This window comes from Nocardia otitidiscaviarum NBRC 14405, from assembly GCF_000308635.1.
Taxonomy (GTDB): domain Bacteria; phylum Actinomycetota; class Actinomycetes; order Mycobacteriales; family Mycobacteriaceae; genus Nocardia; species Nocardia otitidiscaviarum.
This window is the reverse complement of sequence record NZ_BAGD01000081.1, coordinates 15,569-27,437: the sequence shown is the minus strand read 5'-3', so window position 1 is coordinate 27,437 and position 11,869 is coordinate 15,569. Positions and strand designations below refer to the sequence as shown.

15 protein-coding genes are annotated in these 11,869 nt (G+C 67.8%); 7 read left to right on the top strand and 8 right to left on the bottom strand.

Going from position 1 to position 11,869, the window contains the following annotated elements:
• Positions 1-2: 2 nt before the first annotated feature.
• On the bottom strand, positions 3-815 hold the full coding sequence (locus ON31_RS16650) for an alpha/beta fold hydrolase (RefSeq protein WP_039814754.1): 813 nt from the start codon (positions 813-815) through the stop codon (positions 3-5).
• A 161-nt stretch (positions 816-976) separates the two neighbouring features.
• On the opposite strand from ON31_RS16650, the gene ON31_RS16645 reads away from it, so the two are divergent.
• Positions 977-1,306 (top strand): nitroreductase/quinone reductase family protein, encoded by a 330-nt coding sequence (locus ON31_RS16645; protein WP_157533714.1) that lies wholly within the window; start codon positions 977-979, stop codon positions 1,304-1,306.
• An 18-nt stretch (positions 1,307-1,324) separates the two neighbouring features.
• On the opposite strand, the gene ON31_RS16640 is transcribed toward ON31_RS16645, so the two are convergent.
• Both ON31_RS16640 and ON31_RS16635 read right to left on the bottom strand, forming a co-directional pair.
• A complete protein-coding gene (locus ON31_RS16640; RefSeq protein ID WP_039814753.1) occupies positions 1,325-2,026 on the bottom strand; it encodes a hypothetical protein in 702 nt (233 codons plus the stop codon).
• Positions 2,027-2,079: 53 nt separating this feature from the next.
• Positions 2,080-3,033, bottom strand: a complete 954-nt coding sequence (locus tag ON31_RS16635) for an alpha/beta hydrolase (protein WP_051037369.1) — start codon at positions 3,031-3,033, stop codon at positions 2,080-2,082.
• 216 nt (positions 3,034-3,249) lie between these two features.
• Here ON31_RS16635 and ON31_RS16630 point away from each other — a divergent pair, with 216 nt between their 5' ends.
• A complete protein-coding gene (locus tag ON31_RS16630) occupies positions 3,250-4,077 on the top strand; it encodes an HpcH/HpaI aldolase/citrate lyase family protein (RefSeq protein ID WP_039814752.1) in 828 nt (275 codons plus the stop codon).
• Between the two features lie 291 nt (positions 4,078-4,368).
• Here ON31_RS16630 and ON31_RS16625 read toward each other — a convergent pair whose 3' ends face one another.
• Positions 4,369-5,262, bottom strand: coding sequence for a DUF4437 domain-containing protein (locus tag ON31_RS16625; RefSeq protein WP_039814750.1), 894 nt, complete (start codon positions 5,260-5,262; stop codon positions 4,369-4,371).
• 81 nt (positions 5,263-5,343) lie between these two features.
• Here ON31_RS16625 and ON31_RS16620 point away from each other — a divergent pair, with 81 nt between their 5' ends.
• On the top strand, positions 5,344-5,904 hold the full coding sequence (locus ON31_RS16620) for a TetR/AcrR family transcriptional regulator C-terminal ligand-binding domain-containing protein (protein ID WP_039814748.1): 561 nt from the start codon (positions 5,344-5,346) through the stop codon (positions 5,902-5,904).
• A 37-nt stretch (positions 5,905-5,941) separates the two neighbouring features.
• Positions 5,942-6,685 (top strand): maleate cis-trans isomerase family protein, encoded by a 744-nt coding sequence (locus ON31_RS16615; protein ID WP_039814747.1) that lies wholly within the window; start codon positions 5,942-5,944, stop codon positions 6,683-6,685.
• 198 nt (positions 6,686-6,883) lie between these two features.
• On the opposite strand, the gene ON31_RS16610 is transcribed toward ON31_RS16615, so the two are convergent.
• Positions 6,884-7,384 (bottom strand): hypothetical protein, encoded by a 501-nt coding sequence (locus tag ON31_RS16610; protein WP_255222137.1) that lies wholly within the window; start codon positions 7,382-7,384, stop codon positions 6,884-6,886.
• A 219-nt stretch (positions 7,385-7,603) separates the two neighbouring features.
• Here ON31_RS16610 and ON31_RS16605 point away from each other — a divergent pair, with 219 nt between their 5' ends.
• Genes ON31_RS16605 through ON31_RS16595 form a run of 3 tightly spaced genes read left to right on the top strand, consistent with a single transcriptional unit; the run spans position 7,604 to position 9,286 of the window.
• Positions 7,604-7,945, top strand: a complete 342-nt coding sequence (locus tag ON31_RS16605) for a hypothetical protein (protein WP_039814746.1) — start codon at positions 7,604-7,606, stop codon at positions 7,943-7,945.
• Positions 7,914-8,447, top strand: a complete 534-nt coding sequence (locus ON31_RS16600) for a DUF6879 family protein (protein ID WP_039814744.1) — start codon at positions 7,914-7,916, stop codon at positions 8,445-8,447. The genes ON31_RS16605 and ON31_RS16600 overlap by 32 nt, the downstream gene beginning before the upstream one ends.
• Positions 8,444-9,286, top strand: a complete 843-nt coding sequence (locus ON31_RS16595; RefSeq protein ID WP_039814742.1) for a helix-turn-helix domain-containing protein — start codon at positions 8,444-8,446, stop codon at positions 9,284-9,286. The genes ON31_RS16600 and ON31_RS16595 overlap by 4 nt, the downstream gene beginning before the upstream one ends.
• Before the next feature lie 126 nt (positions 9,287-9,412).
• Here the strand turns inward: ON31_RS16595 and ON31_RS16590 are convergent, their stop codons facing one another.
• Genes ON31_RS16590 through ON31_RS16580 form a run of 3 tightly spaced genes read right to left on the bottom strand, consistent with a single transcriptional unit; the run spans position 9,413 to position 11,858 of the window.
• Positions 9,413-10,156, bottom strand: a complete 744-nt coding sequence (locus ON31_RS16590) for a maleate cis-trans isomerase family protein (RefSeq protein ID WP_039814740.1) — start codon at positions 10,154-10,156, stop codon at positions 9,413-9,415.
• A complete protein-coding gene (locus ON31_RS16585) occupies positions 10,153-10,935 on the bottom strand; it encodes an SDR family oxidoreductase (protein ID WP_039814739.1) in 783 nt (260 codons plus the stop codon). Before ON31_RS16585 ends, ON31_RS16590 begins: the two co-directional genes overlap by 4 nt.
• A complete protein-coding gene (locus tag ON31_RS16580) occupies positions 10,932-11,858 on the bottom strand; it encodes a hypothetical protein (protein WP_051037419.1) in 927 nt (308 codons plus the stop codon). The genes ON31_RS16585 and ON31_RS16580 overlap by 4 nt, the downstream gene beginning before the upstream one ends.
• Between the last annotated feature and the right edge of the window lie 11 nt (positions 11,859-11,869).

The following is an 11,869-nucleotide window of genomic DNA, read 5'->3' as shown; positions in this document are numbered from 1 at the left end:
GCTCAGGCGCTGGCTTCCCTGGCGGCGGGACGCGCGATCCCGTCCAGGATCGTGCCCGCCACCAGGTCCGGGTCATCGGACATGGGCACATGCCCGCAGCCGGGCAGGCGCACCCAGCGGGTGTGGGCGGGCAGTTGATCCCGGCGCTGGCTGACGCCCGGCGGCAGCATGAGATCGCGGGTGCCGAAGGCGACCGTCACCGGGACGTCGATGTCCTGACCGCCCTCGAACCGCAACCCTCGGGCATGACTCACCGCGATGCGCAGCGCCCGTTCGGAACGGTCCAGGTCGCGGACCATGCGGATGCCCTCGGCCGCACTGATCCGCCAGGGGCGGCTGGCCACCACGGCCAGACCGGCGTAGCGGAGCGGTGGAATGCGCAGGACCGCCGCGCCCGGCCCCCGGGTCAGCATGCTGCCCGCCAGCAGGGAGTGGAACTGCGTGTACAGCAGCCCGGGCATGCCGCGCCGCCACAGCCCGGCCGGGGCGAGCGCCACCACCGAGCGCGCCATGCCCCGCTTGGCGGCCTCCAGCGCGAACCAGCCGCCCATGGAGTTGCCCGCCAGATCCACCGGACCGTCGATCCCCAGCCGCCGCAGCTCGGCCGCCAATTCGACCATGGCCCAGTCCATTCCGAACACCGCGTCGTCCGGGAAGGGGGTGCGTCCGAAGCCGGGGAAGTCCAGGGCGATCACCCGGCGGTCGACCGCCAGTCGATCCATGACCGGGAGCCAGTTGCGGGCGGTGCCGCCCGCCCCGTGCAGCAGGACCAGCGGTTCCCCGCTGCCGCGTTCGATACGGTTCCATGACGACATCGGCCGGCTCCTTCGACAGCTGAACCCCTCCAGCATGGTTGATGTTCCGGACTCCCGCCATGGGCACGGTGTCGAAGTGCTCGCGAGTGGTTTGTGCGGGTCGACAGATCGGGCCGGTCGGCCGTGCTCCCTGGATACCATGAGCCATGCGGTGGCGGCCCATGCGTGTCCTGGCTCGAGTGAACCGCCGGATCACCAATCCGGCCTTCCTCGGGGCGGCCGCCCGTCTACCCGGATACGCGAATGTCGTCCACGTCGGTCGCCGCACCGGAAAGCGCTACCGGACTCCGGTCGGAACCACCTGGCGCGGTGCGCAACTGCGGATCGCGCTGAACTACGGCCGGGGCAGCGACTGGGTGCGCAATACGCTGGCGGCCGGACGATTCGAGCTCGAGCATCGCGGGCGGGTGCTCGCGATGACCGAGCCCGAGATCGTCGTCGAGGCGGGTCGGCCGTTTCTGTCGGCGCGGGTGGACGCGCGGACGAGCTGACCGTCGACCCCGCCCGGCTCAGGACGCGGGCACCGTGCCGAGCAGGATGCGCTTCAGGTGCTCGGGGGCGATCAGGGTGCAGTAGTGCTGCCCCTTGAAGGCGTCGGGGATGCCCGGCGTATCCAGGGGTACGTGCAGGGATTTCGAGGGCAGGTGCAGCGTGCCGTCGGAATCGACCGTGGCCGTGGGGAAGTCGGCCAGCCAGTCCTGACCGGTGGCCGCCGGGGTGTCGGGATCGATGGTCACCTGGTACGGGCGGTAGACCAGGGCGTCCCGTTCCGCCCGGGTCAGGTCCCGGGCCACCCGCCACAGCGTCCTCCGGTTGGTGTCACCGCAGGTGCCGTCCGCCCCGGCCGTACGGTCGCCGTACTCCTGGTTGATGTGATCGGCCGATTTGCCCTTGCAGCGCACCTGGCGCGGTGCACCGGTGTCGTCGTAGGTGATGTAGCTGGTGACCGTGAGCGGGCGCACCTGGGGTTTCGACGCCGCGAACGCGGCGAGGTCGGTGTAGGGCACCTCGGCGAATCCGCCACCGGCTCGGTGGAATCTGACCAATCGCAGCGAGGCCGTGTTCACCTGGGCGCGCTGGCACAGTGACAGACCCGACAGGCCCTGCTCCTCGGCGGGTTCGGCGGCGGCGGGCGTATCGGCCACACCGATCACGGCGGCGGCGAGGGCGGCGGTGAGGACACCGGAGGCGAGTGAGGATCGAATACGCATGGGGTACCGAACTTTCGACGTGGAACAGGTGAGGAGGCGACCGCGTGACGCGGTCAGTAGCCGGTGAGGATGTGAGCCGCGGGCGCGGCGGGCACCGTGCCGTGCGGCGCGGCGGGATAGAAGTCGGGAGTCCGTGTTCCGGCGACGAAGTCGCTCATCCAGCCGAGGGCGAGTCGGCGCAGCGTGGACGAGTTGACCGATTCCGATATGCCGCAGAGCATTTCGCCCATCGCATCCGAGCTGGTGCCCTCGGCGTCGGTGTGCACCCCCGAGGGCAGCAGCACGCCGAGGAAGGGGCGGTCCAGACGAGTTCGTACGGCCAGGGTGCCGATGCCGAAGCTGTTGCAGGGCGACGGCGGGGCCGAGATCGTCAATGTCGGCAGGTCGGTACCGGAGATGCCGTCGAGGGCGCGGTCGATATTGTTGCCGATGAACGAGCGCACCGGGTCGAGCAGGATCACGCCGCGCAGCGTGTTCCACGTCTCCAGATGGTGGGTGCGCAGCCGCTCGGCGACGTAGGCGACGGCCTCGGCCCCCGCCGAATGCCCGACGAACACCAGCCGTTCGGGAATCGTGGGAACGGTCCGGCCCGCGCGCTGCGCGGCGTCGGCGAGACTGGTCGACAGCGCACCGCCGGGGGCGGAGGCGGTGCCGAACAGGGCGGCCACATCGTGCAGGAACGCCGTATTGTCGCCGATGTTCTGCAGCGTGCAGCCCGAGAGGTTCATGAACGGCATGTTCGGCGCGAAGACCAGGTATCCGGCGTCGGCGAAGGTCGAGGCGAGTGCGCCGACATGTCCGCTGGAGCGGGCGAAGCCGTGCTGCACCCACACCAGGGCCCGGGGCGGACCGGCGGGTAGGTACCAATCCGCGCCCTGTTCGAGAACGGTTGCGGCACAGGGGATGTCGATGGTTCCGGGCAGGCGGTCGGCGGCCCGGGCCTCGGGTGCGGCCAGTAGTGCGGCGAGTACGGCGATGGTGGCCAGACCTGGGCCTCTGAGATGCATGGCTACTCCCACGGCGGGCGCCTGTTTCCTCTAGCGGAATGGCGTTTCTTTCTTTGGCTGACCATTAAGAGTGATGGCGGCGCTGCTGTCAAGCGGTCGGCGTGAGCCTATTGCGGCTGGACAGGGTGGGTGGTGACCATTATGTTTCGATATGGGAAACCATGTTTCACTCAAATGTGGTGTCCGATATGTTGCCCGGTCAGTGAGGGGGAGTGGATGCGATCGGCGCTGTATGTTCCGGGTAACCGACCGGAACTGTTCGACAAGGCGGTGTCCGGTCCCGCGGACGTGGTGCTGCTGGATCTGGAGGACGCGGTGCCGCTGCGGGACAAGGGGGGTGCGCGCGCCGAGGTGGCCGCCTGGTTGCGCGCCGCCACCCCGTCGGCGCGGCGGATATGGGTACGCGTCAATCCCGGTGAACACGGCATCGAGGACATTCGTGCGGTCGCCCCGGCCGGAGTGGAAGCCATATGCCTGGCGAAAACGGAGTCAGCGCGACAGATTCGGGAAGTGGGTGACGTGTTGGCGGCGGTCGAACCGGCGATGCGGCCCATTCGCCTCTGCCCGCTGCTGGAGAGCGCCGCCGCGATCTACGCGGCGCGCGAGATCGCCGCCGCGCCACGGGTGCGGCACCTGATGATCGGGGAGGCGGACCTGTGCGCGGAACTGGGTATCGATCCCGGGCGCGACGGCTACGAAATGCTCGCCCTGCGCACCCAGGTCGTGCTGGCCACCGCGGCCGCCGACATCGCGGCCCCGCTCGCGCCGACCAGCACCGACTTCCGCGACCTCGACGGTCTGCGCGCATCGACCGCAGCCCTGCGCCGCATGGGTTTTCGCGGCCGCGCCTGCATTCACCCGGCCCAGGTCCCCGTCGTCAACGAGGTATTCACCCCCAGCCCCGCCGACCTGGACGCGGCCCGCGCGCTGGTGCGCCGTTTCGAGGCCGCCGCCGGGGGCGTCGTTCTCGACGACGCGGGTCGCATGGTGGACCGCGCCGTCGTCCGCCGCGCTCGCGCCCTGGTCGACAACGCGTCCGAATAGCCGCCGTGATCGCGCCCCCCGCCGCGCCCGGTTGATCGTCGAGCCGGGTTGGCTGTTGTGTCCGGTTGATCGCTGCGCTGGGCGCGGGGCGGCTGCCGCGTCGAGGCGATCGTCGTGCCGGGACGGCCGCTGTGCTGGGGGTGGCGTTGCCGCACCGGGTGCCGGTGCTGGGACGGCCGGCGGGTACGGGGTGACCCTGTCATGCACCCCGTACCCGGTTACCCGCGCGCGCCGTGCCGCATCGGAAGCCGATGGGACCCCGGCGAACTCGGGTCGTCCGCGTGGCCGCCGCTATTGGTAGGCGGGATCGGCCCAGGCTCCGATGGAGCGGGAGCGGACCGGTTCGATGTAGCGCGGGGCGAGGCTGTGCGGGTAGTCGTCGCCCCAGTTGGTGGCGTCGCCGGACATGGTCACCCGGGCATTGTCGGTGTACCAGTCCACGAGATCGGCGTCCGAGCGCACGATCCACGTGCAGCCCTGCTGTGCGTCGGCGGTGAAATCGCCGTGTCGGATGAGCGCGGGCCGCCAGAAATAGGTGCCGGGCCACATCCTGCCGAAGTTGTACTCGAAACCGCCGTCGAGGCAGTACGCCTCCTCCGAGCACGGGTGGTGGGCCAGGGGTTCCTCGCGCCAGCCCGGCTTGGCCTTGATGAGGCGGGTGTAGAAGCCCGTCTTCTCGTCCCGGTGCAGCAGTTTGATGTACAGGCCGGGTACCGGTGTGCCGCCCAGGTCGAAGCGCATCGGACTGCCGTCCTTGACGTCGATCCAGGGCATCTCGGCCGAATTCAGCACCACGAGCTTCTGATCGGGGCGCACGAAGTCGCGGTCGGCGTCGACGAGGTCGAAACGCCAGTCGCCCTGTTCGCGGAACAGCAGGATCTCGGTGCCCGCGGTGACGGAGATCGGCGGGGTGTGGACGCCCGTCGGGGCCATCCAATATCCCTCGGGGCCGAGCACGGTATCGCCGATGGTCACCTCGCCCGACAGTACGTACCACTCCGTTTCGGCGTGGTGCACCCCGGCGGGCCGGGACCAGTCGCTGGTGAAAGTGACCTCCAGTGAAGCGGATCCGTCCTCTTCGTCGTAGCTGAGATTGCGCTGCACGGCGCTGCCGGTGGCGTGCTCGAACTCGGCGATATGGGTGATGAGGTCGCGTTTGTCGATGAGTTCTACGTGTGGACGCATCGGTCCTCCTCGGGAAGCGGTATTTCCGATACGAAATGTACTGGTTATGAATAACCAAAACAAGGTGTATCGTAAATTCTCGTGACTCGACCCGGACGTCCCGCGGGCCCCGCCGCCGATACCGAAGCCGTCGTACTGACCGCGGCGCTGGACCTGCTGCTCACCGAGGGGGCCGGTGCACTCACCCCGCAGCGCCTGCACGCGGTGACCGGCGTCGCCCGCACCACCATCTACCGGCACTGGCCGACACCGCGCGATGTCCTCGCTGCGCTCATCGTCGTCGCCCCGCACGAACCCCTCACGCCCAGCGGTGATCTCGTCGCCGATCTGCACACCGAGGTGGATCTGCTGTGTGATCGTCTGCGCGACAAGCCCGTCGCCGCCTTCCTGCGCGCACTGGTGACCGCCTCGTCGGCCGACCCGTCCTGCACCGAACTGCGCCACCGGTATGTGGCGGACCTGCTCGAGCCGTTCCGGGCGGCGTTGCGCGCACTCGCATTCGGCGACGAGGCCGCCGTCGAGGAGGCGGCGTCGGCGATCGTCGCGCCGCTGCTCGTGGACGCGCTGCTGCTGGACCGCCCGGTGGACCGGGAGCGGGCGCACCGCGCGGCCGCCGACGTGCTGGCCCGCGTCACCACCTGAACCGAAACACCCGAATCCAGCAGTACCAGGGAGCGTCATGACCAATGTCGTCGGCACCCGCGCCGTCTTCGGCGTCGTCGTACCGAGTACGAATACCGTTGTGGAGCACGACTACTGGCGGGCGGGGCTGCCGGGCATCGCGTTCCGCGTCGGTTCCATGTACATCCCGAATCCGGTGATGGGCGACGACGCGGACTTCCAGGCGCTGCTGGTGCAGATCCGCGCCTCCATCGATACCGCCGTGCGCGACGTGCTCACCGCCGAACCCGAACGCATGGTGATGGGTATGTCCGCGGAGACGTTCTGGGGCGGCGTGGCCGGGAACGCGGCCTTCGAACAGCGCCTGCGCGACCGCACCGGACTTCCGGTCACCACCGGGGCGAGTTCGTGCCGGGCCGCCCTGCACGAACTGGGCTGCCGCCGCATCGCGGTCTTCTCGCCGTACCAACCCATCGCCGACCGCGAGGTGGGGCGGTTCTTCACCGAGGCGGGATTCGACGTCGCCGCCATCACCGGGCTGCGCTGCCCGAGCGCCATGGCCATCGCACGCGTCGGCGACGACCGCCTACGCGAGGTCGTCACGGCCCTCGACGGCCCGGATATCCAGGCGATCGTGCAGGTCGGCACCAACCTCTCCTTCGTAGCACTCGCCGATCGCCTCGAAGCGGAACTGGGCAAACCCGTGATCGCCATCAACGCCGCCACCCTGTGGTACGCCCTGCGCGACCACGGTTTCGACGATCGCGTAGAGGGTGCAGGGACACTCCTGCGCGAACACTGATCCCATCCCTCGGTGATCCGGTATCGCGGTAGTGCCTCCGTGCTGATCAAAGCCGCTCAGGGCTCGAATGAGTGGCACCGCACGTTCGTCTACATGCTTACCTTCTCCCGTGTTCCCGAGCGTCGGTGTGAGCTGAGGGACAACGGTTCCCGCTGTCGCGAATCGCTCGAGGGGCGCGGTACCGCCCCGTCAGCGTGTTCAGGTTCCATTCGCCCTGCCGGGCGGCCGATCCGGCAACGGTGGCACAGCTCGTCGCGCATAGGTTTCTTCCGGCGTCACGGTGATCACGTCCACCTGGCGCACCAGTGATCTGGGTACCTGTCCGTCCTCGAAGTGTTCGGGGCCAGGGACTATGACTGCTTCGGCGTCGAGGCGGGTGGCTTGGGCCTTGAGCCGGGCCAGTGGTGGCCGGCCGAATTTCGGGTCGTAGACGATCATGTCGGCGAAGTCGTAGCCGAGCCGAGCGGCCAGCTTGCGTATCTGGGATTGGTCCCAGAGTTGGGCCAGTCCGGACACGTCGGTCCGGAGGTATCCGATTGCTGTTGCCTGGTAGCGCATCTCGGTTCCTCGCTGGGTGTCGTCGGCAGCGTCGTGGTACTCGAGGTACACCCCCGGGTGACCCTCGGCGGGGTCGTCGTCGTAGGCGTCGATCTCGAGTACGCCGCCGGGGAACTCTCCGAGCCTGCTACGCCTGGCCATCGCGCTCCCCATTTTTCGTCGGTGGTCGGCGACCCGGGGCGGGTCGACTGCACCGCCCCCGAGCGCTTGGCCTTGAGGCTAAGGACCAGTCACCAGTATGGTCTACAGACTTGCCAAGATTTGCCAGTATGTACCAGATTACTGGCGAAACATGCCGCATCCGAGGATCATCAAGTCATGCCTGAATACCAAGGCAGACAACGAGAGAGGATCGGAACCATGCGCTTGCGCTTCCTCGGCAAGAACGGCTCGGACAGGAACGGGTGTCCGTCCTTGTACGACACGGACCAAGGTGCCTTCCTCGTACAGGGTTGGCAAACCGACCGCCCCGAAACAGTCGAGATCCCGCACGTACTTCTCGGATATGCCGATCCGAGAACCTTCGTCGGCTCACCGCTGACCGATACGGGACGCGGTACGTTCACGCTGACCGGCGAACCGGTGGCGGATGACGAGACGTTGAGCCAACTTGAACTGGCCGTCGATGAGACGGCGATCTTGGTCGCCAAGCGAGAAAGGACGTTCCACGGTGCTGCTGCGGCAAGGCGACCCCTGGCCTGATCTGTTCCACGACTGCCGACATGAAGCGTTCCACCTGGAACTCAGGGACGCCTACGCCGAGCTGTACGAGTCGGAGCCGCTCCGTAGGTTCCTGAACGGTGAGCCGCCCGATAACGCCGATCCGTCTGCGGAGTGGCGGGCTATGGTGCGGGAGACCGTCGGCCGTGGAGTGGTGATGAGTCGGGTACGGGTGGTCACGGTCCCGCTCAGCGATTACCAACGTTGGTTGTTGTCTGTCACCCACTACAACGTCGATGCCGGTGATGACATCCGATACGTTCCCCGGCATCTCGTCCCGCCCGACTGTATGCCGGAGGACGACTGGTGGCTATTCGACGGTCGATTGGTCGTGTTCAACGTGACCTACGAGGACGGCAAGCCCGCAGATTCGGTGAGCACCACCGATCCAGGCATAGCGGCGTACTGTCGCAGCGTGAAACAGCGGCTGTGGGAGCTGGCGACGCCATACTCCGAGTTCAACCGGGTACACGCTGGGCAGTGACGGACAGTGTGCACCAGGCGAGGGAAGCGCTCGGCCAGAGGCTGAGGGAAGTCCGCCGCCATTCAGGATTGACCGCGCGCCAGCTCGCGTCCTTGGCGGGCTGGCACGAGTCGAAGCTGTCCCGGTTCGAGCGCGGTTCCCGGAGCCCATCGGAGGCTGACCTACGGGCTATCTGCCAGTACACCGGGGCAACTGATCAGCTCCCTGACCTGATTGCCACGCTGAACAATGTGGACGCCGCGTACGTCGAGTGGCGCCGCATTCTGAGCACTGGAACCAAACGGCGGCAACATATCTCGGTAGTACTCGCGGAGAAGGCGACGCTCACGCGGATCTACCAACCGACCATCATTCCCGGCATCCTCCAGACCGCCGAGTACGCGGAAGCGATACTGCGCGACGTCGTGACGTTCGAGCGGATACCCGACGATGTGGACGAAGGTGTAGCCAAGCGCCTCGAGCGTCAACAGTTTCTGTACAAAGGCAAACGGCGGTTCCGGATCGTGATAGCCGAGCAGGCATTGTCAACCACGGTCGGCGATGATGCCGTGATGACTGGACAGCTCGACCGGCTCTTTGCGGTGATGGGATTGCCGCGCGTGGTGTTCGGAATAATTCCGAGCAGAGCCTTGCCGCCGCTGACGGCTCCGAACTTCATCATGTTCGATGACCATCTGGTCATGGTCGAGGGCATCAGCGCAGAGCAAACGATCACACAACCAACCGAGGTTGCGGTCTACTCCCGAGCGTTCGAAACCCTTGCGGGGAAAGCGGTCACGGGAGACGAGGCCCGCACGCTTATCCGCAAGGCACTCGATACCCGATCCGGGGGAGTCTAGGTCTGTACGTGGGCTCCCCCGGATCGGACGGAGAGTTATGCGGCGATCACCGTCAGGGGTGCGCTGTAGCGCGTGGCGTCGGGAATCCGGGCTCGGCGACGGATGCTCAGAGCCCGGGCCGGGTGGTCAGTGGTCGCGCAGAAGCGCTCCCGCTCCCTTCACTCGATCGTGGATGTCGTTGTCGCGCAGCGCCATCCACCAGGTTGCCGCATTGATGGCGATGACCGGTTTGCCGAGCCAGCGCTCCGCCTCGTCGGCCAAGCGCACCATGGACAGGTTGGTGCCGCACTGCACCAGCGCGTCCACCCCGTCACCGTCCACCTCGCGTAGCGCTGCGCGCAGGTCATCCTCGGTCACGTGCGCGATGGACACCGCCGTCGGGCACCGCAGCCCCCGAATGGCCTTGACCTCGAAGCCGAGTTCGCCGAAGAAACGCACCACGTTCTCGTCGCCCACCGGCTGGTACGGCGTGACGACGCCGATCCGTTTCGCGCCGTACAGGTGCAGCGCCCGTCGGCAGGCTTCCGCGCCGGTGGCTACCCGTAGTCCGCTGATGTCGTGAATCTGTTGCACGAATTGCCGATTGCCCTCCACTCCGCCCCAGAAGGTCTCCGCGGACATACCCATGACCATGTAGTCGGGTTCGCAGGTCAGCACGCGTTCGCAGGCGGCCCCGATCTCGGCGCGGATCTGCTCGAGCAGCCGACCCATACCGGCGTCGTCGTTCATGTTCTGGTCGCGAATGTGGATGCGGCTGAAATGGGCTGTCACCCCCGGCACGCCCATGCGGTAGAAGTCGGGTTCCACGATGGTGTTGGTCGACGGCGCGATCACCCCGAATTTGCGCCGCCAGCCCAGTGCGTCGGTCATGGGTTCCTCTCTGTGGTGAACAGGTCGCGGCGACGTACCGGCGCGAGGGCGAACCGCGCGATGATCTTGCGGGTGGTCAGCCAGCGCACGTGCGCGCCGTTGCGCCGCTTGTCGACCGCCCGCGCGGCCAGCCAGGGCGCGACCGTCTCCACCGAATCGGCCAGGATATTGAAGATGCGGCGCGCCTTCGCCAACTCCGCCGGATCGTCGTAGCCGTGGGTGAGCAGGTCGGTGACGACCATGCCCGGACTGAGCAGCCCGACCGACACCCCGGACGGGACCTCGGCGGCGAGTGCGGTGGTCAGATAGGTGACCGCGCGCTTGCTCGCCCCGTAGACCCCCAGCCCGGCCACGGTGCGTCCGTCGCTGCCCAGGCCCTCCATATTCCAGATGTGGCCGCCGCCGGTGTCGGCCATTCCCGCCACGGCCACGGCACAGCCGTTGAGCACGCCCAGCAGATTGGTGTCCAGGACGGTGCGGGTGGTCTCGACGGGTAACTCCCACAGCGGTTTCCGGTCATGCGAGACGCCCGCGTTGTTGATCCAGATGTCCACGCCGCCGCACCGCTCCACCGCGGTGTCCCACAGCCGACGCACCTGCTCCCGGTCGGTGACGTCGGCGGTGACCACCACCGCGTGGTCGGGGAGTTCGGCGCCGATCTTCGCCACCCGCTCGGCGTCGCTGCCGCACAACGCGACCCGATGACCGCGGTCGAGCAGTGCGCGCGCCATGCCCAGCCCGATGCCACGGGTGCCGCCGGTGATCACCACGGTGCTCATGTGCGCTCCAGTACGCCGTGCATGACCGCGGCCAGGCTGTTGTGGTCGAACATCTGGTACACGACGGCCATCCGGGTGCCCGCGCCCATACCCGGTTCGGCGTCCATCATGAACTCGCGGCCGATCAGCCGACGGCCGTCGACGGTGTGCAGTCGCACGAAATTGGCTCTGCCGTAGGAGTTTCCGTTGCCCCACACATCGGGGCCCTCGTGGAAGGACCGTACGCCGTCGCGGCGCACCGTGATCCGGGAGTCGGAGGCGACCGGGCCCGACATGACCAGGCGGTGTTCGGCCACCAGCAGGGTCACCGGGTCGATCTCGAGTTCCATCCGCAGCTCGCCCAGCGGCTGCTGCGTGGCCGACCACAGTTCCAGCTCACCGGCGTAGCGGCTCTTCTCCTTGGTCGGCACGGTGAAGACGACCGGCCCACAGCGGGTTTCGGTCTCGACCCGCTGCTCGACCAGCTCCGGGTCGCGCGTGTAGAGACCGGTGAACACCCCGACCAGCGCGGGCCCCTGGTACAGCACCGAGGAGTACACCTGAGTGTCGCCGAGGGTCTGGTTCCAGGTGTTCAGCCCGACCTGCCAGCCCGGACCGTAGTAGTTGGCGTCCACGAACCCGCCGTAGGGCTGCCCCGATCCGAAGAAGTCGGGGCCGGTGTAGATCCGGTCGGCGTCGGAGTCGCGGACGCCGAAGGCGAACGGTGCGCCGAGGGCGAAGCGGCCCGCCAGCGTGCCGCCGCCGGTGAGGCCGCCGTCCATGTAGTAGGTGGTGGTGCCGTTCTCGTACACCGACGCGCGGCGGATGTCCTCGAAACCGCACCAGGTGCCGCCCGCGTCGAACAGGGAGGGGCGGCCCACCCATTCACCCGCGATGCGCTGCTGGAAATTGCTCGGAGCGTCGATGGCGCTACCTTCTCTCAACTCGTCACCGT